Annotated in this window: 19 protein-coding genes; all 19 read right to left on the bottom strand. The window is 70.1% G+C overall.

The genetic code is table 11. From position 1 onward, the window contains the following. Positions 1-4: 4 nt before the first annotated feature. The 19 genes from murG to JW876_05525 all read right to left on the bottom strand — a co-directional run bounded on the left by murG (position 5) and on the right by JW876_05525 (position 24016). Positions 5-1117 carry an undecaprenyldiphospho-muramoylpentapeptide beta-N-acetylglucosaminyltransferase gene (gene murG / locus JW876_05615; GenBank protein MBN1884982.1) on the bottom strand — a complete coding sequence of 371 codons (1113 nt, stop codon included), beginning with the start codon at positions 1115-1117 and terminating at the stop codon, positions 5-7. After that, positions 1114-2283, bottom strand: coding sequence for a putative lipid II flippase FtsW (ftsW, locus tag JW876_05610; GenBank protein ID MBN1884981.1), 1170 nt, complete (start codon positions 2281-2283; stop codon positions 1114-1116). Before ftsW ends, murG begins: the two co-directional genes overlap by 4 nt. Beyond that, complete coding sequence (gene murD / locus JW876_05605; protein MBN1884980.1) at positions 2283-3623, bottom strand: UDP-N-acetylmuramoyl-L-alanine--D-glutamate ligase; 1341 nt, start codon at positions 3621-3623, stop codon at positions 2283-2285. Before murD ends, ftsW begins: the two co-directional genes overlap by 1 nt. Before the next feature lie 22 nt (positions 3624-3645). Beyond that, on the bottom strand, positions 3646-4731 hold the full coding sequence (locus JW876_05600) for a phospho-N-acetylmuramoyl-pentapeptide-transferase (GenBank protein MBN1884979.1): 1086 nt from the start codon (positions 4729-4731) through the stop codon (positions 3646-3648). Continuing rightward, a complete protein-coding gene (gene murF, locus JW876_05595; protein MBN1884978.1) occupies positions 4731-6128 on the bottom strand; it encodes a UDP-N-acetylmuramoyl-tripeptide--D-alanyl-D-alanine ligase in 1398 nt (465 codons plus the stop codon). The genes JW876_05600 and murF overlap by 1 nt, the downstream gene beginning before the upstream one ends. Continuing rightward, positions 6118-7620, bottom strand: coding sequence for a UDP-N-acetylmuramoyl-L-alanyl-D-glutamate--2,6-diaminopimelate ligase (locus JW876_05590; protein ID MBN1884977.1), 1503 nt, complete (start codon positions 7618-7620; stop codon positions 6118-6120). Before JW876_05590 ends, murF begins: the two co-directional genes overlap by 11 nt. Then, positions 7617-9725: a PASTA domain-containing protein gene (locus JW876_05585; GenBank protein MBN1884976.1), complete on the bottom strand. Its 2109-nt coding sequence runs from the start codon at positions 9723-9725 to the stop codon at positions 7617-7619. The genes JW876_05590 and JW876_05585 overlap by 4 nt, the downstream gene beginning before the upstream one ends. Next, on the bottom strand, positions 9722-10147 hold the full coding sequence (locus tag JW876_05580; protein MBN1884975.1) for a hypothetical protein: 426 nt from the start codon (positions 10145-10147) through the stop codon (positions 9722-9724). The genes JW876_05585 and JW876_05580 overlap by 4 nt, the downstream gene beginning before the upstream one ends. A gap of 1 nt (position 10148) precedes the next feature. After that, entirely contained in the window at positions 10149-11054 is a 906-nt protein-coding gene (gene rsmH, locus JW876_05575; protein ID MBN1884974.1) for a 16S rRNA (cytosine(1402)-N(4))-methyltransferase RsmH, read from the bottom strand. A gap of 21 nt (positions 11055-11075) precedes the next feature. Further along, positions 11076-11438 (bottom strand): hypothetical protein, encoded by a 363-nt coding sequence (locus JW876_05570; protein ID MBN1884973.1) that lies wholly within the window; start codon positions 11436-11438, stop codon positions 11076-11078. A gap of 8 nt (positions 11439-11446) precedes the next feature. Next, complete coding sequence (gene mraZ, locus JW876_05565) at positions 11447-11878, bottom strand: division/cell wall cluster transcriptional repressor MraZ (GenBank protein ID MBN1884972.1); 432 nt, start codon at positions 11876-11878, stop codon at positions 11447-11449. A gap of 280 nt (positions 11879-12158) precedes the next feature. Beyond that, on the bottom strand, positions 12159-12956 hold the full coding sequence (locus JW876_05560) for a class I SAM-dependent methyltransferase (protein MBN1884971.1): 798 nt from the start codon (positions 12954-12956) through the stop codon (positions 12159-12161). Then, positions 12953-14458: a glycosyltransferase family 39 protein gene (locus tag JW876_05555; GenBank protein ID MBN1884970.1), complete on the bottom strand. Its 1506-nt coding sequence runs from the start codon at positions 14456-14458 to the stop codon at positions 12953-12955. Before JW876_05555 ends, JW876_05560 begins: the two co-directional genes overlap by 4 nt. Then, positions 14455-15729, bottom strand: a complete 1275-nt coding sequence (locus JW876_05550; GenBank protein ID MBN1884969.1) for a glycosyltransferase — start codon at positions 15727-15729, stop codon at positions 14455-14457. The genes JW876_05555 and JW876_05550 overlap by 4 nt, the downstream gene beginning before the upstream one ends. Beyond that, on the bottom strand, positions 15726-17279 hold the full coding sequence (locus JW876_05545; GenBank protein ID MBN1884968.1) for an oligosaccharide flippase family protein: 1554 nt from the start codon (positions 17277-17279) through the stop codon (positions 15726-15728). The genes JW876_05550 and JW876_05545 overlap by 4 nt, the downstream gene beginning before the upstream one ends. Beyond that, positions 17225-18196, bottom strand: a complete 972-nt coding sequence (locus JW876_05540) for a GNAT family N-acetyltransferase (protein MBN1884967.1) — start codon at positions 18194-18196, stop codon at positions 17225-17227. Before JW876_05540 ends, JW876_05545 begins: the two co-directional genes overlap by 55 nt. Next, positions 18193-19644 carry a polysaccharide biosynthesis protein gene (locus tag JW876_05535; protein MBN1884966.1) on the bottom strand — a complete coding sequence of 484 codons (1452 nt, stop codon included), beginning with the start codon at positions 19642-19644 and terminating at the stop codon, positions 18193-18195. Before JW876_05535 ends, JW876_05540 begins: the two co-directional genes overlap by 4 nt. Beyond that, positions 19641-21968, bottom strand: a complete 2328-nt coding sequence (locus JW876_05530) for a T9SS type A sorting domain-containing protein (protein MBN1884965.1) — start codon at positions 21966-21968, stop codon at positions 19641-19643. Before JW876_05530 ends, JW876_05535 begins: the two co-directional genes overlap by 4 nt. Further along, positions 21965-24016, bottom strand: a complete 2052-nt coding sequence (locus JW876_05525; GenBank protein ID MBN1884964.1) for a glycosyltransferase — start codon at positions 24014-24016, stop codon at positions 21965-21967. The genes JW876_05530 and JW876_05525 overlap by 4 nt, the downstream gene beginning before the upstream one ends. Between the last annotated feature and the right edge of the window lie 2 nt (positions 24017-24018).

The raw sequence follows: 24018 nt of genomic DNA, 5'->3' as shown, positions 1-24018 counted from the left end.
CCGGTCATCCGTTCCCTTCCGCGTCCGCCAGCAGGCGATCCATGTCGTCGGCGATCGCCCCCGTCGCCCCGGCGCCGCCGGGAAGTCGGCCGAGGGCCTCCTTCATCCGTTCGATCTGCCCCGGCTCCTCCAGTATCCCCCGCACGGCGGCGGCGAGCGATCCGCCGTCGAGGTTTGCGTCGGCGATCGAGACCGCCCCGCCCGCATCGACGAGCGCCCGGGCGTTCCAGCTCTGGTGATCGTCGGCGGCGTGCGGATAGGGAACGAGGATCGCCGGGAGCCCGACCGCGGCGATCTCGGCGACGCTGAGCGCGCCCGCGCGGGAAAGGACGACGTCGGCCGCCCGGTAGGCGAGATGCATCGCCTCGATGTAGGGGACGACCCGCACGCGCCGACCGGCCGGTGCGAGCATGCGTGCGATCCGTTCGTAATCCTGCTCGCCCGTCTGCACGATCCCCTGCACGCCGGTCGCTTCGGCGAGGAAACCGGCGGCGGCGTCGTTGAGCGTCCTGGCCCCCTGGCTTCCGCCGAAGACGAGCAGCACGGGACGCTCGTCGAAGCCGAAGGAGCCGCGCGCATCCCCGGTTTCGTCGAAGAGTTCGCGCCGGAGGGGATTCCCCGTCACGAGGAGCCCCGGGTGGCCGGCAAGCCAGCGGCCCGCGCTCTCGAATCCGAGGTAGATCCGCTCGGCCCGGCGCGCGAGCTTCCTGTTGGTGAGCCCGGGGATCGAGTTCTGCTCCTGCAGGACGATGCGCCTGCGCAGCGCCGAGGCGGCGATGACGACGGCCGCACTCGCGTATCCCCCCGATCCGAAGACGATGTCGGGAGCGAACCCCGTGACGATGCGGATCGCCTGCAGCACGCCGGCCGCGAGAACCATCGCGGTGACCCCCGCGCCGACGGCGCCCCGCCCCCGCACGCCTCTCGACGCGATGAACTGGATGTCCAGTTTCTCCGCCGGCACGACGCGCGATTCGATGCCGCGCCGGGTGCCGACGAACAGGATCCGCGCCCCCTCGTGCCGCGCCTGCAACTCGCGGGCGACGGCGATGGCCGGATAGAGGTGTCCGCCCGTGCCGCCGCCGGCGAAAAGGATCCTCGGCGCGCGATCTCTCATGCGACCGCCTCCCCTACCCGCCGCGCGTAGACGCGCCGCCGTCCGTTCCGCTTTTTCGCGGTCGTCGCGACAACCGGTCCGTGGCGGGAGACGTTCAGCAAAATCCCCGTCGCGGCGAGCGACGTCATCAGCGACGAGCCGCCGTAGGAGACGAAGGGGAGCGGGAGCCCCGCGGTCGGCAGGAGGCCGAGCGTCATCGACATGTTGATGAAGGCCGTCCCGGCGATCGAGAAGCCGATCCCCAGGGCGAGGAGCGCACCGAAACGGTCGGGTACGCGTCGCGCGGCGCGGATCGCCCGCAGCAGCAGGAAGGCGAAGAGGGCCAGGACGCAGGCCGTCCCGATGATTCCCAGTTCCTCGCCGATGATCGAATAGATGAAGTCGGTGTGCGCGTCGGGCAGGAAATTGTACTTCTGGTGGCCGCGGCCCGGTCCCGCGCCGAAGAGGAAGCCGGAACCGAGCGCGATCAGCGACTGGTCGACGTGGTAGCCCAGGCCGTCGGCATCCGCCCCGCCCCCGAGAAAGGAGCGCACCCGGCCGCTCACGTGCCCGAAACGGTACAGGAAGGGCGCCGAGGCGGCGATGATCGCCGCCCCGGCGCTGAGGAGGTGGAGCGTGCGGCACCCTCCGATGAAGAGCATCGTGAACGTGAGAAGAATGATGAACACGGCGTTCGAGACGTTCGGCTGGCAGACGACGAGGGCGGCCATGGCCAGCCCCGCGCCGAGCAGGGGAAGGACGTGCTCGCGGAAGTTCTCCGGCCGGCGCCAGCCGGCGAGTTTCGCGGAGAGGAAAATGATGAGCGCGATCTTCGCCAGCTCGACCGGCTGCAGCATGAAATTGAGCAGGGGGAGGAAGAGCCACCTGTTCGAGCCGCGTATGCGCCGTCCCCAGGGGAAGAGCGCCACGAGGAGGACGAACCCCGCCACGAGGAACCAGGGGGCGACGCGGCGATAGATCCCGTAGGGCACGCGCATGAGGAGGAACATGAGCGCGAGACCGACGGCGAGCCGCACGGCGTGGCGTTCGAGGAAGAAGAAGGGGGAACTGAATTTCTGCCGGGCGACGATCTGGCTGGCGGACATCACCATCACGAGCCCGATCGCCGTGAGGACGAGCACGGCGTAGAGCATCGCGCGATCGTATGCGGGGCTCTCCCGTCTCATCACCGTTCCTCCAGGGCGCGGACGCACGCGCGGAAGACCTCTCCGCGGTGCTCGAAGTCCTCGAACTGGTCGAAGCTCGCGCAGGCTGGCGACAGAACGACGAGCTGGCCGGCGGTCGCGGTGCGCGCCGCCGTCTCGACGGCCCGCTGCATCACCGAGGCGCCCGCGACCGGGACCCGGCCCCCGAGGGCCTCCTCGATCAGGGGCGCCGCCTCACCGATCGTGATGACGGCGACGAGCCGGTCCCGCACGGCGAGGAGCTTCGTGAAGTCCCCGCCCTTGTCGTGTCCGCCGGCGATGAGGACGACCGGCGCATCGAGCCCCTCGAGGCTCTTGACGGCCGCCTCGACGTTCGTCGCCTTGGAATCGTTGTACCAGGAGACGCCGTCCAGCACCGCGACGAGTTCCATCCGGTGCGGAAGCCCGCGGAAACCGGCGAGCGCCCGGCAAATCGCCGCCGCGGGCACATCGAGCCACGACAGGGCGGCGATGGCGGCGAGGGCGTTCTCGACGTTGTGCGTGCCGACGACGCCGAGCTCTCCGCGGCGCATGATCGTCTCCCGCCTGCCCGCCGAGGCCCGCACCAGTCTGTCGCCGTCGAGGAAGACCCCAGCGTCGAGCGCGCGGCGGACGCTGAAGGAAACGGTTTCGCCGGGGAAGGCCGCCGCCGCCGCGCGGCAGCGTTCGTCCTCGGCGTTGAAGAAGAAGAGATCGTCCGGTCTGGCGTTTTTCGCGATACGCAGCTTCGCCGCGTAGTAGGCCTCCGCGTCGGCGTACCGGTCGAGGTGATCGGGGGTCATGTTGAGGATCCCCGCGGCGCGCGCGCGGAAATCCGCCGCCGCCTCGAGCTGGAAGGAACTCACCTCGAGAACGCAGACGCCGTCGGGCCCGAGATCGGCGGCAACCTCCGAGAGGGGCAGGCCGACGTTCCCCGCGACGATCGCGGGGATCCCCGCCGCGTCGAGGATCGCCCCGATCATGGAGACGGTCGTCGATTTGCCGTTCGTGCCGGTCACGGCGACGATCGGCGCCCGGACGAACCGCGCGCCGAAAGCCAGCTCGCCGGTCACGGGGATCCCGCGTTCCGCCGCGGCCAGGACGATCGGATGGTCGATCGGGATGCCCGGGGAGAGGATCACCTCGTCCCGCCCGTCGAGAAGCTCCGCCGAGAATGGCCCGAGGCAAACCGCCCCCTCGACCCCCTCGATCCCGCCCTTCTCGTCGGCGCCGAGGACGTCGGCTCCCGCCGCGGAGAGGAGCCGCATCGCGGCGCGCCCGCTCCGCGCGAGCCCGAGAACGAGCACCCGCTTTCCCCGGTATCCCTCTCCTGTCGTCTGCATCCTTGTCATCATTCCGATCCCGTCACTGCAGTTTCAGCGAGCTGATGGACAGCAGCACCAGCAGCACCGCGATGATCCATACGCGTACGACGATCTTGCTCTCCGCCCACCCCTTGAGCTCGAAGTGGTGATGCAGGGGCGCCATCAAGAAGACCCGCTTCCCCGTGAGCCGGAAGGAGACGACCTGGATGATCACCGAGAGGGCCTCGGCGACGAAGATCCCCCCGATCACGACGAGGAGCAGCTCGCGCTTGAGAAGAACGGCCACCGTGCCGAGCGCCCCGCCGAGGGCGAGCGATCCGGTGTCGCCCATGAAGATCTGCGCCGGGTGGGCGTTGAACCACAGGAAGCCGAGCGTGGCCCCCACCATCGACATGCAGTAGATCGCCAGCTCCCCCGCCCCCTCCATGTAGGTGATGTTCAGGTAGTCGGCGAAGACGCGGTTTCCCGTCAGGTAGGCGAGGGCGGCGAAGGCGAAAAAGCAGAAGGCCCCCGTGCCGGCGGCGAGGCCGTCGAGACCGTCGGCGAGATTGACGGCGTTCGACGTGCCCGTCACGACGAGCATCACGAGGGGGATGTAGAAGAGCCCCCAGTCGATGTAGAGGTCCTTGAAGAAAGGGATGGCGGTCCTCGTCACGCCCTCCTGGACGAGTGGGTTGAGGTAGAGGAAGAGTCCGAGAACCGCCCCGAATACCAGCTGCCCGAGGAGCTTGTAGCGCCCCACGAGACCCTTGTTCCGTTTCTTGACGACGCTGAGCCAGTCGTCCCAGAAGCCGATCAGCCCGGTCCAGACCGTCACGACGAGCACGAGCCGGATAAAGGAGTTGCCCATGTCGGCCCAGAGCACCGTTGGGAAGACGACGCCCGCGATGATGAGGATCCCCCCCATCGTCGGCGTGCCGATCTTCCGGTTGTGCGTCTCCGGCACGTCCTCCCTGACCCCGTGTCCGCGCTGGAGACGCGCGAGGAGACGGATCAGGCGCGGCCCGAAGACGAAGCAGATCAGCAGGGCGGTGACCGTCGCGTAGGCCGCCCGGAAGGTGATGTAGCGGAAGACGTTGAACGCGAAGAAAGCGTCCCGGAGCGGATAGAGGAGATGGTAGAGCATCAGGCCTCCTCCGTTCCGCCGCCGGCGAGCCGGCGCAGGGCCTCGATGACGAGTTCCATGCGCGAGCCCCGGGACCCCTTCACGAGCAGGGCGTCGCCGGGCCCGGTCCGTTCCGCGAGATACGCGGCGAGAGAGACGGGATCGAGGAAATGGCTGATCGCGGGCGGCGCCTTGCGCTGAAGCGCCGCGGCGCGGCTGATCTCGATCGTCTCGCTGCCGATCGTCACGAGCCCGTCGACGCCCGCCTTGCCGCAGAAGACCCCGGATTCGGCGTGCAGGACGGCGCTCTCCCCGCCCAACTCGAGCATGTCGCCGAGCACGAGCCAGCGCTTCCCCTCGACGGGAAGCTCCATGAACGCCTCGACGGCCGCCCGCAGGGAAGCCGGATTGGCGTTGTAGGTCTCGTCGACGATCGTCACCCCGCCGATCCGCGAGATCCCCCCGCGCCCGGGGGGCGGGGGCGCGTCGGCGAGGGCGCGGGCGGCCGCCTCGCCGTCGACGCCGAGAACGCGTCCCACGGCGAGGGCCGCGGCCGCGTTGAGGAGATGGTGGCGCCCGAAACGGGGGATCTCCACCGCCGTGCCGCCGATCAGGCACCGGTATCCCGACCCGGTCCGCTCGGCCGCCTCCACCCGCACGTCGGCGTCCGCGGCGAAACCGAAGGAGAGGACGGGGGCGGGCGACCGCCCGGCGAGGAAGAGGCGGAATTCGTCGTCGGCCGGGATGACGGCGGTTCCGTCGGCCGGCAGGGCCTCGAGGAGCTCCGCCTTCGCCGCGGCCACACCGTCGAGGGTCTCGAAGAACGCGAGGTGCCCCGGACCGATGTTGGTGACGACCCCCGTCGAGGGGCAGGCGATCGCCGCGAGCGCGCGGATCTCGCCGGCATGGCTGGCTCCCATCTCGGCCACGAGGACCTCCGCCCCGCTCTCCATGCCGAGGAGCGTGAGTGGCAGGCCGATGTGGTTGTTGAGATTGCCGGGCGTCGCGTGGACGCGGTGCCGCGTGCGGAGCACCGCCGCGACGAGCTCCTTCGTGTTCGTCTTCCCGTTGGTCCCCGTTATCCCCACGGTGACCGGATCGACTTCGTTTCGCCAGGCGGCGGCGAGCGCCTGCAGCCCGGCGAGCGGGTCGGGCACGGCGAAGACCGTCGCCTCGCCCGCGTCGATTCCATTCGCCCGGTCGAGGGAAACGAGCACGGCCGCCGCGCCCCGCGCCGCCGCGTCGGCGACGAAGTCGTGGCCGTCCGCCTCCGAGCCGGGAAGGGCGACGAAGAGGGCGCCCTCGCATCCGGCGCGCGTGTCGATCGTGACTCCATCGACCGTTCCGCCCGACGGCTCCGGCCCCTCGTAGCCCGCCGCCGCGAGGGCGCGCGCGATCCATGCGCGATCAGTCTTCATCCCGTCCCCCCGCTTCATCCCGTCCCCCCGTCGACCGGAGCGCCCTGCGGGCCTCCTCGACGTCGCTGAAATGCCGCCGCTCGTCGCCGACGATCTGGTAGTCTTCGTGGCCCTTGCCGGCGATCACGACGATCTCGCCCGCCGATGCGCCCTCCACCGCCCGCCGGATCGCCTCGCCGCGGTCGGCGACGACCTCGAAGGGGGTCGATCCGCCGCGGAGCCCCTCGAGGATGTCCGCGACGATCGCCGCCGGGTCCTCGGTGCGCGGATTGTCGTCGGTGACGACGACCTCGTCGCTGAACCGGGCGGCGATCCGGCCCATCTCGGGACGCTTGCCGCGGTCCCGGTCGCCCCCGCATCCGAAGACGGTCACGATCCGCTTCGCGCCCAGCTCGGCGCAGAACCCGAGCACCCGCTCGAGGGCGTCGGGGGTGTGCGCGTAGTCGACGACGATCGAGGGGCCGCCGGGCCGGGAGACGAGCTGGAAGCGTCCGGGAACGGCCGGCGCCTCCTCGAGCCCGCGCCGGATCGCGTCCGGGGGGATGCCGAGGGCCGTGGCCGCCGCGGCGGCGGCGAGCGCGTTCATCGCGGAAAAGCGGCCGAGCAGACGCAGGCGAACCGGCGTCTCGCCCGTTCCCGCCTCGATGGTGAAACGGGTCCCTTCGAGATCCGCCTCGAGTCCGGCGGCACGGACGTCAGCAGGGCGCTCGATCCCGTAGGAGACCGTTTGTCCCGCGAATTCCTCGCCGATCTCCCGCACGTGGCGGTCGTCCACGTTGTAGACGAGAACGCCCGGTTTCTTCTCCCGATCCGACCCGACGAGCGAGCGGGCGAAGAGCTCCTTCGCCCGGCGGTAATTCTCGAAGGTGCCGTGATAGTCGAGATGGTCGCGGGTGATGTTCGTGTAAACGGCCGCGTCGAACTCGAGCCCGGCGATCCGCTTCTGGATTGTCGCGTGCGAGCTCACCTCCATCACGGCCGACCGGCATCCCGCGTCGCGGAAGCCGGCGAGAAGGCGATTCGTCTCGACCGGGGAGGGCGTCGTGTTGGCCGTCGCGTCGAGATGGTCGCCCGCCCCGGAGCCGACCGTCCCGATGATACCCGCCGGACCGCGGTCGCCGCCGAGTATGGAGCGCAACAGGAAGCAGACGGAGGTCTTGCCGTTGGTGCCGGTGACGCCGGCGAGGGTCATGTCCCGGTCCGGCTCGCCGTAGAACCGCCGGGCGAGAAGTGCGGCGGCCTCCGCGCCGTCGCGCACCCGCAAGACGGGAACCGTCGTCTCGACGTGCCGGTCCGCCGCCACCGCCGACGCGCCGAGTTGCACGGCCTCGTCGATGAAATCGAGTCCGTCGGCCCGCCCGCCGCGGATCGCGACGAAGAGCTCGCCGCCGGTCATCTCCCGCGTGTCGATCGCGATGCCGGACACCTCGACCGCCCCCGCGGCCGCGGATTCCACACGGCCGATCCCCGCGCCCAGCGCCGTCAGCATCATCGCCCGCCTCCCCGCGAGGCCATCGAGAGATTCGTCTCGCAGCGCAGCCGGACCGCCGCGCCGCGCTTCACCGAACGCCCCGGCTCCGGGGTCTGCCGCCGCACCTCGCCGGAGCCGTCGATCCTGCTCTCCAGGCCGCAGGAGATCAGGAGCCGCCGCGCCTCGCGGATCGAGAGCCCCCGGCAATCGGGGACGGCGACCGTGCCGGCGAGCGGCCGCGGCGAACGGTAGAGCAGCCGGATTTCGTCGCCCCGCTCCATCGGCGTTCCGGGATCGGGCGACTGCGACCAGACGATCCAGTCTTCCTCGCCGGCGCCGCTGATGACGAGCCCGCTTCCCGAGGCGAGACGGATCGCGTCCCGCTCGGTCAGCCGGAGAAAGGAGGGGGCCCGGAACGTCCCGCCCTCCCGCTCGCCGAGGGCGACCTCGCCGTCGGCCGACCGGCAGAGCATGTCGGTTGCGAGATTGATCCCGCCGACGATCCCCCGGAAGACGACGGCGGCCGACTCCCCGCCCCACCAGTACGGATACGCCGGCTCGTCGAGCAGAACGAGACAGACGAGCCGGGGATCCTCGGCGGGGCAGAACCCGATGAAGCTCGCCACGTACCGCCCGCGGACGTACCTGCCTCCCGAGGCCTTCTGCGCCGTCCCCGTCTTTCCCGCCACCGTCATGCCCGGCACGGCGGCCTTCCGCCCCGTCCCCTTCCTGACGACGGCGACGCAGAAATCCTTCATCCGTTCCGCCGTCTCGTCCGAGAAGACGCGCCGCACCTGCAGCGGCGGCATCTCCCGGGCATCGCCGCCAACCCGGTCGACGGTGCGCTGCGCGATCCGCGGAGAGGTGAGCACGCCCCCGTTCGCCAGGGCCCCGTAGGCGAGGGCCATCTGGAGCGCGGTCACGCCGATCTCCTGCCCGATCGCGATGCTGGGCAGGGACCGCGCCGACCAGTCCCCGGGATCGCGGAGCGTGCCACGCGACTCGGCCGGAAGATCGACACCGGTCCACCCGCCGAATCCGAAGTCGAGCAGCCACCGGTGGAAATCGCGGGGATCGGCGTTCATCACGGCCTTGATCGTGCAGACGTTGCTCGACTTGACGAAGGATTCCTTGAAGGAGTACCACGCGTCCTCCCGGTGATCGTCCCGGAAGGTGCCGAACTCGAACTCGACCTCGCCCCCCTCGGTGTCGAAGACGTCGTAGGGATCGACCGCGCCCCGTTCGAGCAGGTACGCGTCGGTGACCAGCTTGAAGGTGGAGCCGGGCTCGTAGATGCAGCTCACCGACATCAGGCCCTCGCCGCCGGCGGCAACTCCGCCGTCTCGGCGCTTCTCGGAGAGGGCGAGGATGTCGCCGGTGCGCGGGTCGAGGACGATCGAGATCCCCGCGGCCGCGCCGTACCGGTCGACGGCTTTCTCGAGCTCGAAGTCGACGATCGCCTGCACCCGCGAATCGATCGTCAAATAGACGTCCCGCCCGTCGACCGGCTTGCGCCCGGGGGCGTTGACCGGCCGGAACACGTTGCTGCGGGCGTCCTTGGAGACGAGGAACCAGCCGTCCTCGCCGGCGAGCAGGGAGTCGAAGGCCTGCTCGATCCCGCTCACCCCCCGCCCCTCGTCGTTCACCGCGCCGACGAGGCCGGGAGCGGCCGCGCCGAAGGGATGGATCCGGTCGGGGCTGGGATCGAGCCGGACACCGGGCATGGCGGAGAGGAGCCCGACGGCCTCCTCGTTGAGACGGCGATCGCGGGCGAGCGGGACGTAGGGGCGGTCCTTCCGCAGGGCGCGGCGGACGGTGCGGACGGAGACGCCGACGGCTTCGGCGAATCCGGCGATCGCCCCGTCGTCGCAGGGAAAGAGCGACGGGGTGACGCCGACCGCCCAGGTGCGCGACGTCACGGCGAGGGGCATCCCGTTGCGGTCGAGGATGCTTCCCCGGCGCGACGGCCAAGCGACCTGCTCGTGCCATTGCCCGTCGGCCCGGTTCTTGTAATGGACGTGCCGGACGATCTGGACCTGGACGAGGCGGTAGAGGAGAGCGCAGACGATCGCGGCCGCGCAGAATGCCAGCAGTCGCAATCGCCAGGCTGGAACGTGCCTCGTCATCTCTTCTCCACGCTCGCTCCCTCGGGGGCGATCGTCCCCCCGCCCGTGGCCGCCTTCGCGAGACCGAGGTGCTCGCGGGTCACCCGTCCGCCCCGCCCGTAGAGGGCGAGACGCGTCATCTCGCCGGGCGAACCCGCGCGCATGCCGTAGCCCGTCGCGATCGGGATGATCCGCTCGGGCGAGACGAGATCGTTGTAGCTCGCCGTGAGCACGACGTTCCGCCCGCGAAGCATCTCGAGCCGGTCGGTGCTGTCGGCGATCTGCTGCGAGATGGAGAAGAAATGGACGTGCAGCGAGATGTAGAGCAGCACGATCGTGGAGAAGAAGCCGAGGAGCAGCAGGAAATTGAGCGACGAGAGCCGCCCGTGGAGCGCCTGCCGCACGATCGTCGGAATATCGGGTATCGTGTTCTGCCGCTTCATGTCAGATCCTCTCGGCCGCGCGAAGCCTCGCGCTCCGCGCCCGCGCGTTTCGTTCGATTTCCTCTGCGGTCGGCCGGAGCGGCCGACGCGTCAGCACCTCGAGCGTTGGCAGCCGCCCGCACCGGCATTCGGGAAAATCCGGCGGGCAGATGCAACCCCGCTCCTCGCGCCGGAAGAATCGCTTGACGATGCGGTCCTCCAGCGAATGGTACGAGATGACGACGATCCTCCCGCCGGTCGACAGGAGGTCGAGCCCGACCGGGAGCAGCTCCTCGAGCGCGGCCAGCTCGTCGTTGGCCCAGATCCGCAGCGCCTGGAAGACGCGTGAGAGCGTCTTGACGGCGCGGTGCGCCGGAACGGCGGCCTCGACGACGGCCCGCAGTTTGCCGGCCGTCTCGATCGGCGCCTCGTTTCGCGCGGCCACGATCGCCCGGGCGATCGACGCCGCCCGCGTCTCCTCGCCGAAACGCCGCAGCACCGAACGGATCTCCCGCTCGGGGGCTTCGGCGATCATCCCGGCAGCCGAGCGGCCGTCGGCGCCCATCGTCATCGAGAGCGGGCCGTCGGAGCGATAGCTGAATCCGCGCAGCGGATCGTCGAGCTGTATCGAGGAGAGCCCGAGATCGACGAGCAGCCCGTCGAGCGGCCCGGTCCCGGCCAGGCGCGCGAGATCCCGGAAATTCCCCTGCTCGATCCGCACCCGGTCGCCGTAGGCGGCGAGCCGTTCCCCCGCGGCGGCGAGGGCGGCCGGATCCCGGTCGATCCCGACGAGCGTCGAACGCGGCGCCGCATCCAGGATGCGCGCCGCGTGCCCGCCGCCGCCGAGCGTCGCATCGGCGTACCGGCCGCCCGCCTTCGGCGCGAGCAGCCGCACCACCTCTTCCGCCATGACCGGGATGTGTCGCATGCGCCGTCGTCTCCATCCGTGTCACCGTCCCGCGGCGGCGACCGCCGCCGGCGCGATGAGCTTTCCCCGCTCCGCCATCAGGTGCCGGAAGGCGTGCCGCCAGTTCGGATAGACCGGAAGCGATCGCAGTTTCCCGGCGAAGGCGAAGATGTCGAGAACGTAGTCGCTGAACCCGGAGAGCAGCAGCTGTGCCCCCCGGGGAACGCCGTCGAGAAGCTGGAAGGCCCGGTAGTCGACGTGATCGACGTGCTCGAAATCGATGATGACGCAACCGCCTCCCCGTCCCGCGATCGACCGCACGATCCTGCGAACGTCGTCGGCCCCGACCGTACCGTGGAGCCGCAGGATGCCGACGCCGTCCTTGTCTGTCAGATAGACCTTCATCGCCGCGATCAGTACTCCCAGTCGCCGTCGAGGTACGTATCGAGAGCCTCGCCGCGCACCTGCTCGTAGCTCTCCTCGGACCAGATCTCCATGTACGTCAGGGCCCCGATCACGACCACCCTGCGGGGGTTGTCGATCAGGGAGAGGAAGGGGGGCGAGATCGCCACCCGGCCGGCCTTGTCGAGATTGACCGTCTGCGACTTGTCGCTGTAGAAACGGATCAGGTTCCGCTTCTTCTGCCCCGGGGGAAGGTTCTCGAGGCGCTCGATCACCCGCTCCCACTCGGCCGACGGGAAGAGGTTGAGGCACTGTTCCTTCCCCTTGGACAGAACGAGCACCTCCCCCGAATCGGTGGGCAGGAGCCGCCGGAACCGGGCGGGGATCATGATGCGGCCCTTGGCGTCAAGGGTGCACGTGAAGCTGCCCACGAAGCTGCGCATCGGTCCTCTTCTCTCCCGGAGTTGATCCCTCGTGAATGCCGGCTCGCAGTGCGTCCGGCGCGTCCGAAACATCCTCGTCCAAGACATTTCGAAACACTTGCGCCCCACTTTAAGACACCTTCTCCCACCTGTCAAGCCCAAAAAGGGCGGCGAGGCGCATTTTTTTATTCGACTAATGTGTTGTCAATAAATAGATAACGGAATCAGGTGCACTGCGCGCGTTCAAAAATCCGCGCATACCCCCATTTCCCACCATCCGACACGCGCGGTGGCGGGATGATCAGCGTTTCACGGCGGCGACGACGAGGGTGGATGCGAGACAGCGAATGAGCGGTAGGCGCTCGAGGAGCGCCTCGGCGAGTCGGCAGAGGGGAAACAGCGCGTCGGGGACGTTCTTCCAGACGAAGATGATCCGCTTGACCGTAGCCACCTCGAATCCCTCCTCCTCGAGGAGGCCGACGAGCTGGCCGGCGGGAACTGGGCGGTGGTAGGAGTAGGGGTGGTACGCGCTCCGCGAAACAACCCCCGCCGGGTAGCACATCGGGGGGCAGAGCCGCTTGAGGCGCGGAAAGCGGACGAGGAGCCGTTTGCCGGCCTCGACGAGACTGTGGTAGTTGGGCGTCGAGCAGACCAGCCGCCCGCCCGGCGAGAGGACCGCGCGCATCTCCCGGACGGCGCGCCGGCGGTCGGGCTCGTAGATGTGCTCGATCGTCTCGACGGTCGTCACGACGTCGAAGCTGCCCGGGCGGAAGGGCAGCGCGCTCACGTCGGCGCCGGCGATGCGCGCCTTTCCCCCGTTGGCCGCGGCGATCGCCCGCGCGGCGAAGAAGTCATCCTGCACGATGTCGATGCCCACGGGCCGCCAGCCCCTGCGCTCGAGCAGGAAGAGGGCGTAGCCCCAGCCGCAGCCGACGTCGAGGGCCCGACCCGGTCCGTCTCCGGCCAGCCCGGTCACCTCGAGATAGCGCCGGGTGGAAAGCCAGCGCTTCGCCTTCGAGCCGAGAAACCAGTTGCGCAGCAGGCTCGGCATCCGCTCGTCGGGTATGTCGCCGGGGATCACGGGACGGGGCGGGCTCATCCTCCCCCCCTCTCGAGGCGGTAGAGGACGTAGACGACCGGTTCCGGCTTGCGGATCCCGAGATTGGACACCTCGCCCCGGAAGACGGAAACGAAACGCACGCCGCGGATCGTTCGATTCTCGAAGCGCGCCGGCGTCTCGTGGCGATCGAGGAGATAGTCGCAGCCGAGATCGAGGTACAGCCCCTCCTCCACGATCCGCTCGACGTCGATCCGCCGCCGCATCCGGTTGATCTCCGGGGAAACGAGACCGCCGAGGTCGAGGATGTAGCGGCCCGAGTACCAGCCGACCGCCCCGATGTCCGGCGCGGCGACGACCGCACCGGGCGGACTGTTCGCGGCGAGCCACCGCCCCGCGCCGGCGATCGTCTCCTCGAGCCCGCGCGAGAAGGCGCGCGTCGGGCCGGCGACGACGGCAACGTGGAAGACGATCCCCTGGGCCACGGCCGCCAGGACGAGCGCCCCCCCCACCAGGCGTGCAGTGGAAGCGGGGATGCCGGCGAAGAGCCGCGACGCGCCGGTCGCGGCGAGAATGGCGACGACGGGCGCCACGGGCAGCAGGTAGCGCGAGAGGATATGGAAATCGAAGAGCACGTAGACGGCCGGGAGGGCGACGACCCAGAAGAGCATGAGCACGACGGCTCCTCGTCCCCTCTTTCCCGCCGGCAAGAAGAGGGCGTCGATCGACCGGCCGCGGCGTATGCCGGCGGCGGCCGCGGCGAAGAAAACGAGCCAGGCGATCGCCCCCGTCGCGCCGAGTATCTTCACGGGAACGAGCATCCGGCCGAACAGGGCCGCGGAAACAACGGGGCGCCCCTGCTTGGCCCCCGCCGTCAGGGGCAGGAAGGTGCCGGTGTGCGCGCGGATGAGGATGAGCCAGGCGCCGTAGAGGACCGCGAAGACGGCGAGCCAGAGCCAGCGCGGGCCGCGCGGGCCGCGCTCGAAGGCGAACGCGACGACGGCCAGCGGCGCGAGGAGTATCGTCTCGGGGCGCGCCAGGACGGCGAGGAACAGGATGAAACCGAGGAGCATGCTTTGCCGGTTGGTGCAGAGCAGGTCGATCGAGCCCCGGAGGAAGAGCAGCGTCATGAAGACGGCGAAGGAGGTCTCCATCCCCACGGCCGACCAGCGCACGAGCCAGGCGTCGGCGGCGACGACGGCGGCCGCGGCGGCCGCGGCGGCCGGAACGTTCGAGAGACGCCGGACGGTCGACCAGACGAGACCCACCGAGAGGAGGCCGAAGACGATCGACAGAACGCGGCACCAGAGGAGGTCATTCCCTCCCGCCGCGTGCGCGATGGCGAGAAGAGCGACCCAGAGCGGGCTCGTCGCGCCGTAGGAGGGCTCCCCGCGGTTGAAGGAGAGCTCCCCCGCCTCGGCGAGGTTGCGGGCGTAGACGAGATGGATGTACGTGTCGTCGACGAGGACGCCGCCGAGCGAGGCGACCATCGACGCGAAGAGGAGCGCGCAGACGAAAAGAACGCCGAGTTCCCGCCGGCTCATCGCGTTTCTCCCATCCGCCCGAGGAGATCGGCGAGGCGTTCGGCCGCCGCCCGTCTCGACAATCCGGGCGCCGGTCCGAGATCGTAGTCCCGCTCGAGCGTCCCCGCCTCGTGCCGACGGTAGAGCCGCTCGATCGCGTCCGCGATCGCCCCGGCCGAGTCGAGCGGGGCGACCTCGCCCCGCCGGAGGCGCCGGACGATCGCCGCCGCCTCCCCCTCGGGGACGAGGGCGAGGATCGGGCGGCGCGCGCCGATGTACTCGAAGAGCTTGCCGGGAACGAGCCCCCGGTATCGCGGATCGTCGTGCTTGACGAGGAGCAGCGCGTGGCTCTCGGCCTCCCGCCGCACGCAGGCCTCGTGCGAAAGGGTGTCCTCGAAGCGGACGGCATCGCCGAGGCCGAACCGCCCGACCCATGCCTCGTTCGCCGTCTCGCGCGGTCCGATGAAGGCGGCGGCGATCCGTTTGCCGAGTTCCGGCGACCGTTCGAAGAGCCGCGCGAGCCCGGCGAGGAAGGGTCTCGTCGAGCGGCCGAGCGTCAGCATGCCGAAATGCGAGATCGTGAATGGCCCCGCTGGACGATCGGGCCGGAAACCGGCGAAATCCTCCTCCTCGTAGCCGTTCGGTATCTTGACGACCTGCGCGCCCGGATACCGCCGCTCGAGATCCTCGAGCTGCCAGTCGGTGGTGACGAGGACGCGGTCAGCCCCGGCGGCGCGTCTTTCCATCGACCGGTGGATTGCCGCGTGCAGGGCCGTCGGCGGCCGGCGCAGGTGGAGCCCGATCCACGGGTCACGGAAATCGGCGACCCACGGGATGCGGAATCGGCGCGCGATCGCGGCCGCGGCGAGGTGCGTCGAATCGGGCGGGCTCGTCGAGTAGAGGCGGTCGAAGCGCTCCGCCCGGCAGAGCTCCGCGGCGGCGCGCCGGGCGAAGGGGACCCATCCCCGGTAGGTGTCCGGCAGAACGAGGAATTCGCCGAGACGCCGCAGGACGCCGAAGCCCGAGGAGGAACGGCGCGAGTTCGCCGCCCGGCCGCGGCAAAGCAGGCGGGCGCCGGAGGCGGAGCGGGTGCGGACGACGCGGACCCCGTCGGGGATGGCGCGGGCGAGGGCGGGGTCGGAGATCCAGAACTCCCCCGGCTCGGGCGTGACGACGGTGACACGCCAGTTCGAGCGGGAAAGATGCCGGACGAAGGAGAGCGGGCGGTGCACGCCCCCGCCCCCCGCGGGCGGGAAGAAATTCACGAGCATGAGGATCGATCGCTCCGTCATCGCGCCTTCTCCGCGTTGAGCAGCCAGGAGAGGAGCCGTTGCCCCCGCCCCTGCGGCAGGATCGAGAGGAAGACCGCCGTCTCCTTTGCCTCGAAGACCCCCAGTGTAGCGATGAGCGCCCTCGCGGCGAAAGGGAAAACGAGCAGGAAGACGATCGTCGACGCGGGCCCGAGCGCCCGGGTCAGGTACGCCCCCGCCGTCGCGGCGACGAGCAGGACGCCGGCGAGCCGGCCCGTTCCCCTTCCCACGCCCCCCCAGAGCCCCTCCCTGCGGGCGAGGAGGATCGCCGCGACGAGCTGGACGACGCAGGCCGCCCCCTGCGCGAGCGCCATCCCGGCGATGCCGGCGGTCTGGACGAGGGGAACGAACGCGCCGAAATAGGCGGCCATCCAGAGGAAGTCGCAGAGCACGGCACCCCGCATGGCGTGGAGCGAACGCATGGCTGCCACGAGCGGGGCGGTGGCGGCGGAGAGTGGAATCGTCGGCAGCAGGATGAGGAGGATCCGGTAGGCGCCGCCGTAGGCCTGGCCGGAGAGAAGGCCGATCAGGTGGCGTCCGGCGACGGCCGCGCCCGCCGCCGCGAAGAGCGAGGCGACAACCGTCCCGTGCGTGAAGACGCGGATCTTCGCCGGGATCTCGCCGACGCGCCCCTCCTCGTAGAGGCGGGTGATCTCGGGGCTGGCCGCGACGACGGGGAGGCCGAGAAACCGCTTGAGAACGTTGTGCACGCGCGAGGCCACGTGGAAGAGCGAGACGGCCGAGACGGGCAGCATCGTGGACATGACGAAACGGTCGACGTCGGTGAAAGCGAGGGCGACGAACGAGAGGAGCACCGATCCGCCCCAGTAGGGAAGGAACCGCGGCAGCTCGGAGCCCGCGGCCGTCTCCCCCCTCCCGAGAAAGTGACGCCGGACGAGCGAGCGGTAGACGGGCAGGCCGGCGAGGAAGACGATCCCGTTCAGGGCGGCGAGGGCGCGAAAGAGCCCGGTCACCTCGAGGCCGTCCCGGCGGAATACGACGTAGAGCGTGAAGACGAGAAGGAAGACCGGCTCGAAGAGCATCTGCATGCGCATCTCGCGCAGCCCGCCGAAGGCGCCGTAGAGGAGGAGCTTCAGGGACAGGGTGATCGCGGCGGCCACGGCCCAGAAGAGCAGTGCGTCGCCGGCGATCATCATCCGGGCCCCCGCCGGCAGAACCGGGCGCCAGAGACCGCGCGACAGGAGGATCGCCGTCCCGAGGAGAAGAACGACTGCCGACGCCGCCGCGAAGAGGATCGTCGCGCGGCTTCGTTCGCCCCGCGCCCGCAGGCTCGGCAGGAACCGGACCAGCACCTGCGGCAGTCCCGCGAGGGCGATCGTGGCGAGGAGGAGCGAGAAGCCCCTGAGCGCGACGAAGAGCCCGAACCGCTCCCCGTCGAGAAACCGGCTCAAAAGGGAAAGCTGCAGGACGGTGAAGACGAGCCCGGCGGCGCCGCTGGCGGCGAGGGAGAGCGTGTTCAGCGCGATGCGCGAGTGCCCGCCGGCCCTCTCGGCCTGATCCATGTCCACCATCGCTTTCTCCTGGCGAGCACCGTGTAGTCGCACTCGCGGGCGCCGAGCGACCGCTTGAAGAAGAGGAGCCCCTCGTCCCCGAGGCTCGAGCCGAGGTTGAAGATCCGGGCGCCGCGCCGGTACGCCTCCTCGACGGCCCGCACGACGAGAACGGTCGCGATGTCGTGCTCGTGCGCCTCCGCGGTGTGCCCGGCCTGCCACGCCTGCGCCGTCCGCCCGAAGTAGAAGTCGATGTTTCCCCCGAGCAGCCGGTTCGCGAGGAACCCTCCCCAGAAGACGACGCCCTCGTCCCGCCGGCGGAAGAGCTCGACGAAGAGACGCTCGGGGTAGGGATGGACGCCCCCCCACCCGCGCGAGCAGCGGGCGTAGATCCGGTGGAAGGCCGCCACCTCCTCCACGGTCTCCAGCGGCCGCGCGACGATCCCCTCACGGAGCGCGCGGTTGCGGAGCTGGCGCTTCTTGCCGCTCAGACGGGCGAGGTAGTCCGCGATTCCGCCGTCGAGATCGACGACGCTGCACTCGCGCGTCACGGCGCCGGCGACGCGCGGGCGGTCGCCGCCCCGAAACGGATCGACGAACGAAACGACCGCATCGAGGCAGTTGAACCCGGCTGCGGCGCGGAAGAACCGATCGAGGAGTGCGCCGCACGCCGCCTCGTCGCCGACCGGATCTCCGTAGGTGCCGAAGGGCATCGCCTGCAGCGAGTGGAAGGGGCCGCGGGCGATGTCGACGTAGGGAAGGAAGGCGAGAAGCCGGCCGTTTTCGCGGGCGGTCAGCCATCGCGGCCGGAAGCGGGGCCAGGCGGCGGCGAGCGACTCGGCCCAGGCGGGCGTGTGGAAGAAGGTCGCGCCGGGGCAGCGCCCGGCGAGCTCGAGGAGCTCCGCCCGCGGCGTATGCCGTTCGGCCCTGATTTTCACGTGGCCGTCGCCCCCGGGAAGGGGCCGGGCGGCGGATCGAACCCGGGAAGCAGGCGCGCGAGACCGTCGACGACGGCCGCCCCGTCGCGCCGCAGGGCCGCCTCGACGAGCGCGTCCACCTCCTCCTCGATCCGCGCCGGCAGCGCGGCCGTCGGCCGGGCGAGCAGGATCTTTTCCTCCCCCACCGGAACGAGTTCCTCGTCGGCCGTGACGAGGACCTCGTGGAGCTTCTCGCCCTCGCGCAGCCCGGTGATCTCGACGGGGATCTCCGTCTCCGGCTCGTGCCCGCTCAGCAAAATGATGTCGCGCGCGATCTCGAGGATGTTGAGCGCCTCGCCCATGTCGAGGATGAAGGTCTCCCCCCCGCGGCCGATCACCGAGGCGCGGAGCACGAGGAGGGCCGCCTCGCGCACCGTCATGAAGAACCTGGTCGCCTCGGGATGGCTCACCGTCACCGGTCCCCCGCGCCTGATCTGGCGGAGGAAGAGGGGCACGACGCTCCCGTCGGAGCCGATGACGTTGCCGAACCGAACGGTGATGAACCGGCACCCTCCGGGGGGACGCGAGCGGAGGTAGAGCTCCATCACCCGCTTGGTCGCACCCATCACGCCGCGCGGATCGGCGGCCTTGTCGGTGGAGATGAAGACGAGCCGTTCGACGCCGCGCCGCTCGGCCGCGAGGACGAGATTGCGGCTCGCCGCGACGTTGTTGACGACGGCCTCGGCGGGATCGCGCTCCATGTAGTGGACATGCTTGTGCGCGGCGGCGTGGTAGATCGCCCGCGGGGCGATCTCCCCGACGAGCGCATCCACGGCGCCGGCGTCGCGGAGATCGTTGATCACCGCCCTGACCGGAAGGGCCGGGTAGGCGGCGCGCAGCTCGTCCTCGATCCGGAAGATCCGGTTCTCGCCGCGTCCGAGCAGGACGAGGGCGCCGGGTTTCGCCTCGGCGAGCCGGCGACAGAGCTCCGAACCGATCGACCCGCCGGCCCCCGTGACGAGGACGGTCCTGCCCTCCAGCGCCTCGTGGACGGCTGCCATGTCGAGCTCGACCGTCTCGCGCCCGAGCAGGTCCTCGACCTCGACCTCGCGGATCTGCTCGATCTTGACGGTTCCGCGGATGATCTCCATGAGACCGGGGACGATCTTGAAGGGACGGCCCGCGCGCCGGCAGCGCTTCACCATCTCCCGGACGAAACGGCCCGGCGCGGTCGGCACGGCGATGAGTATCTCGTCGATTTCGTCTTCGCCGATGACGCGCTCGAGGTCGGCGGTCGTTCCGAGGACCGGCGCGTTCCCGACCGTCCGGCCGGCGAGGGCGGGATCGTCGTCGAGGAATCCTGCGACGACCGCATCGAGCTCGTCGTGGGCGCGGATCTCGGCGGCGGCCATGCGCCCCGCCTCGCCCGCCCCGACGACGAGGATTCTTCTGGTCTCCTCGCATCTCATCTGATCAGCGCGACCTTCCTGACCTCGTTCCGTCCGGTTTTGTCCGTCACCCGCACGAGGTAGATCCCCGAACGGGCACTGAACCCGTTCAACGTGAGCAGATCCCATGCCACGTCGCCGTCGACGATCCCCGTCGCCTCGTGGACGAGCTCGCCCTCGAGCGTGTAGACCCGGATGTCGACCTCGCCGGTCACGCGCCCGATCCTGACCGCCTCGTCCCCGCGCCCCACGTGTATCGGGTTCGGATAGAGGATCATCGACGAGAAGGGCAGCGTCTCCGCCCCGGCCGGCGTGACGTCGAGCGAGGCGAGTCCCCGGTCGGTCCCGATCCAGAGGAGATCGGTCGTCTCGTCGTAGGCGAGGGCGCGGACGTTCGCCGAGGGAAGGGGCGAGACGGCCGACGTCGGATAGATGTCGGAGAGATCCCGCTGCCACTTCGCGATCGACGTGTACGGGGTGATCAGGCCGTCCGGGCCGATCCGGTCGATCCCGCCGTTCGTCCCCACCCAGAGGGCACCGAAGCGGTCGACGGCGAGATCGCGCACGTCGGAGCCGAGGAGCCCCGTGTCGCCGGAATAGCTCTTCGCGCCGATCTCCTCGATCACGAGGGAACGGTAGCGGACGAGCCCGCCGGCCGTCCCCGCCCAGAGCGTCCCGTCGGGCGTCATTTCGATCGAGGTGAGATCGGTGCTCGTCAGGTCCTCCGGCCCGGCGATGGTCAGCCAGACGTCGTCTGTCAGATCGGTGAGCTCGGACCAGTCGAATCCCTGCGTGATCCAGAGCTGGATCCCGTAGTCGCGCAGGGCGAGGTAGACGCGGTCGTCGCCGTCGAAGACGCAACCGAAGACCGATCCGCTCTCCATGCGGCTCTCGACGATCGGATCGACGGAGAGCCAGCCGGTCGTGTCGAAACGGACGATGTTGATCCCCCACACGCCCGATTCGAAGAGGACCGCGTCGGAGAGGAACCAGCAATTCCCCGCCGGGTCCTCGGCGGCCGCGACGAAGCGGTTCGAGGTGATCGTCCCGCTCTCGAGCGCGAAATGCGCCCATTCGTCGTCGGTTTTCACGAGGGGATCCCCCGCATCGAGCAGGTCGAGGTCGTAATCGAGGGCGTTCAGCCAGAGGCGCCCCCGCGAGTCGTGGAGGACGGCGAGGTTGTTGAATCGGTAGGACGGGAGATCGTCGTTGCCCGGATCGTCGGGGCGCATCAGGGTGTAGTTGTTCCACGCCCCCGAGGGATCGCGGTAGCCCACGCCGTTCTTCTCCGTGCTCAACCAGACGCCTCCGCCGGAAACGGCGGCGAGCCCGCGCTGCGCCGCGGCGTTGTGCGGGGGCAGACTCGGCGCCCGGTTGATCCATGCGCCGTCGACCCGGCCGCTCACGTAGACGCCGCGCAAAAGCAGCGTGAACTCGCCGCCCACCCACGGCGTCCCGTTGCCGTCGACGGCGACGGCGCGGAGGATGTCGTTCCAGCCCATCCGGTACAGCTCGTGGTGGAGCGTCTTCATCCCGCCGATGTCGATCGCGGCGAAGACGTACCCGTTCCACCGCCACGCCCCCTCGTCGGTGACGGCGACGAACTCGCCGCCGCCGGCGGAGATCGCCAGCGGTTCGTGGCCGTTGAAGACGTCGGCATAGGGCGTCCAGACGTTGTCCGCGAATTGCAGCACGCCGCCCGCGCCCGCCGCGTGGAGCCGTCCCTCGAACACGCAGAGGGCGTTGACGCGCCCGATATCGAAGCTGGCCAGGGAGAGCGTGGCCCGGTTGAAGCAAACGACCCCCGCCTCCGTCGCCACCCAGAGCGTGTCGCCGCCGATCGCGAGCAGGTCGTTGACGCGGACCCCCTCGAGCGCATCGGTGAGCCCGGGCTCGCGGGAATGGAAATTGTCGAAGAACTTGGCCACGCCGTTCGTCGACCCGTAGTAGATCTCGTCGCCGATCGCCGTCATCGCGGTGACGCTGTCGGCGAGGAGACCGTCGCTCGGGCCGTAGCGCTTCGCCGTGGGATCGGGGGCCGACGGATCGTCGATGCGGACGACGCCGCCGCCGTAGAATCCCGCCCAGAGCGTCCCGTCGGCGGCAGGCGCGACCGAGGAGACGTCGGTCGACACGAAGGAAAGCCCGTCGGCGATCTGGGTGAAGGTCGAGTCGCGGAGGTCGAAGAGGAGGATGCCCCCGTTCGTGCAGCACCAGAGCGTGTCCCCGGTCACCTGGAGCCGGTAGGCTACGCTCGCGTCGAGGTGGATATGCCATTCCCCGGGGGCCGCGATGAGCGGCGCGGCGAGTAAGAGCGCCAGAAGCACCGTCAGTGTGCGTTTCACCGTTCGACCTCCTGCGTGAACCAGTCGGGATATCGCCCCGCGGCCATCACCCGGAGCGAGCGGGCGATCGTGACGAGGTCTCCGGTGAAACGCCGGTTGCGCATGGCGAGCAGTTCGTCCTCGATCGCGGTGCGCGCGTCCGGCGCCCCCGCGTACCGCCAGCGTCCGGCGATCCCCGGTCTCGCGGCGGGCGGGTCCGGGGGAAGATCCCTCGTGTCGAACACGGCCGGCGGCCCGGCGAGGGCCAGCCGCCCGGTCAGAAGATACACGAAAAGCGTCGGATTGAGCAAGTCGGAGGCGTCCCGGCCGTCCGCGCGGAGCGCCCGCGGCCACCGGATCGCCCGTTTGTTTGAACCGAATCGCGTCTCCCGCCGCCGTCGGGGCGCGCGCCCGGCGATCGCTGCCGCCGTCCACGCGGCACAGGAGACGACGAGGAGGATCGCCGCTGCCGCGACGTCGAGGCAGCGGGCGGACAGTCGCCGCATCGCTCCCCCGCCGCCCCCCCCGACCGAGAAGAGGGAGAGCCCGCCGATCTCGTCGACGCGCGCCGTCTGCCCGATCAAACCGGCCAGCGGCGACGCGATGCGGACCGGGACGCTCTTGCCCCGGTGCAGGAGCACGGAAACGAGCAGCTCCCGCTCGTGGCGCGAGGGCAAAACGACGATCTCCTGGATCTTGTGGAGCTCGATCGCCGCCGAGAGATCCCCGATCGCGCAGAGCGATCCCTCCTCACCCGTCACGGCCCCGACGACGTCGATCCCCGTGTCGCGGTCGGCCGTGAAGAGGCGCCGCGCGGCCGCCGCCTCTTTTGCGGAGCCGACGAGGAGGACGCGCTTGAGGTCGAAGCTCGTCCTGACGAGCTGGCGATGGACGATCCGCACGATCCGGCGGAAGAAGGCGACGAGGATAATCGAGAAGACCGCCTGGCTGAGGAGGACGGCGCGCGAGTAGATCCGGATGCGGCCGAGATAGGTGGCGGCGAGAAGGATCGTGAACACGAGGAAGACCGCGCGCGCGACGCGTATCGACTCCTCGGTCCAGTGGGTGCCGCGCTGCACGCGATAGAGTCCCGAGAAGGCGAAGGTGCCGACGAAGACGAGACTGGAGAAGAGGATGAAGACGCGGTACCAGTCGAGCGGATAGAGCCCGTAGACGAAACGTGCCTGGAGGGCGAGACGGAGATAGTAGGCGGCGAAGAAGGCGGCGTTGATGGCGACGAGGTCCGCGCACACGAAGACGGCCGTCTTGAGCGTCTCGCGGTGACGGCGGAAGAACCAGGACAGCCGGTTCCACTTCTCGACGTAGCGGAGCAGGCTGAGCACGTGCAAAAGGAAGGGCTTGCGCAGCATCGACGCGCTCGACCGCTCGTAGCTGTGCACCATCGTCGAGGCGGGCTCGTACCACACCTCCCAGCCGAGATGCTGCATCCGGTAGCACCAGTCGATGTCCTCGAAGTAGAGGAAGAACCGCTCGTCCATCATCCCCACCTGCTCGATCGCCTCGCGCCTCGCCATCATGCAGGCGCCGATGACCCAGTCGACCTGCCGGGGCGTCTCGTGGTCCCAGTCGGTCATGAGGTGCGCCCGAAGCGCCTTCGCCCGCGGGAAGAGACGTCCGAGGAAGGTGCGGCGGAGGATGATCGCTTTCGCCGTGTAGAAGGCGCGGCAGGAATGCTGCAGCCGTCCGTTTGGATAGACGAGCCGCGAGGCGACGATCCCGGCCCGCGGTCGGGCGTCGAGGGACGCCAGCAGATGGCCGACCGCGTCGTCGCGGAGCTCGATGTCCGGGTTGAGGACGAGGATCGCGCGGCCGGTCGACATCCGGATCCCCTGGTTGACGCCGCGCGCGTAGCCGACGTTCTCCCTGTTCGCGGCGAGCCTGACGCCGGGGAAACGGTCGCGGATCATCTCCGGCGTGCCGTCGCGGCTCGCGTTGTCGATGACGATCGTCTCGTGCGCGCACGCGGGGGCGTGGCGCGCGAGGGAGTCCAGGCAGCGGGCCACCGGCTCGACGCTGTTGTGCGTGACGACGATGATGGAGACGTCCATGT

This window comes from Candidatus Krumholzibacteriota bacterium (genome assembly GCA_016931295.1).
Classification (GTDB): Bacteria; Krumholzibacteriota; Krumholzibacteriia; order Krumholzibacteriales; family Krumholzibacteriaceae; genus JAFGEZ01.
The sequence above is the reverse complement of the archived record's forward strand: the minus strand, read 5'-3'. Positions and strand labels throughout refer to the sequence as shown.

Excerpts from the sequence above, each read along its gene's own strand:
- JW876_05570 (MBN1884973.1), bottom strand. The coding sequence starts at position 11,438 with ATGAAGGTCTATCTGACAGACAAGGACGGCGTCGGCATCCTGCGGCTC.
- JW876_05525 (MBN1884964.1), bottom strand. The coding sequence starts at position 24,016 with ATGGACGTCTCCATCATCGTCGTCACGCACAACAGCGTCGAGCCGGTG.
- JW876_05535 (MBN1884966.1), bottom strand. The coding sequence starts at position 19,644 with ATGAGATGCGAGGAGACCAGAAGAATCCTCGTCGTCGGGGCGGGCGAG.
- murF (MBN1884978.1), bottom strand. The coding sequence starts at position 6,128 with ATGAAGACTGATCGCGCATGGATCGCGCGCGCCCTCGCGGCGGCGGGC.
- murD (MBN1884980.1), bottom strand. The coding sequence starts at position 3,623 with ATGCAGACGACAGGAGAGGGATACCGGGGAAAGCGGGTGCTCGTTCTC.
- JW876_05560 (MBN1884971.1), bottom strand. The coding sequence starts at position 12,956 with ATGAGCCCGCCCCGTCCCGTGATCCCCGGCGACATACCCGACGAGCGG.
- JW876_05590 (MBN1884977.1), bottom strand. The coding sequence starts at position 7,620 with ATGATGCTGACGGCGCTGGGCGCGGGGATCGGCCGTGTGGAATCCGCG.
- JW876_05555 (MBN1884970.1), bottom strand. The coding sequence starts at position 14,458 with ATGAGCCGGCGGGAACTCGGCGTTCTTTTCGTCTGCGCGCTCCTCTTC.
- JW876_05585 (MBN1884976.1), bottom strand. The coding sequence starts at position 9,725 with ATGACGAGGCACGTTCCAGCCTGGCGATTGCGACTGCTGGCATTCTGC.
- ftsW (MBN1884981.1), bottom strand. The coding sequence starts at position 2,283 with ATGAGACGGGAGAGCCCCGCATACGATCGCGCGATGCTCTACGCCGTG.
- JW876_05600 (MBN1884979.1), bottom strand. The coding sequence starts at position 4,731 with ATGCTCTACCATCTCCTCTATCCGCTCCGGGACGCTTTCTTCGCGTTC.
- JW876_05580 (MBN1884975.1), bottom strand. The coding sequence starts at position 10,147 with ATGAAGCGGCAGAACACGATACCCGATATTCCGACGATCGTGCGGCAG.
- murG (MBN1884982.1), bottom strand. The coding sequence starts at position 1,117 with ATGAGAGATCGCGCGCCGAGGATCCTTTTCGCCGGCGGCGGCACGGGC.
- rsmH (MBN1884974.1), bottom strand. The coding sequence starts at position 11,054 with ATGCGACACATCCCGGTCATGGCGGAAGAGGTGGTGCGGCTGCTCGCG.
- mraZ (MBN1884972.1), bottom strand. The coding sequence starts at position 11,878 with ATGCGCAGCTTCGTGGGCAGCTTCACGTGCACCCTTGACGCCAAGGGC.
- JW876_05550 (MBN1884969.1), bottom strand. The coding sequence starts at position 15,729 with ATGACGGAGCGATCGATCCTCATGCTCGTGAATTTCTTCCCGCCCGCG.
- JW876_05545 (MBN1884968.1), bottom strand. The coding sequence starts at position 17,279 with ATGGTGGACATGGATCAGGCCGAGAGGGCCGGCGGGCACTCGCGCATC.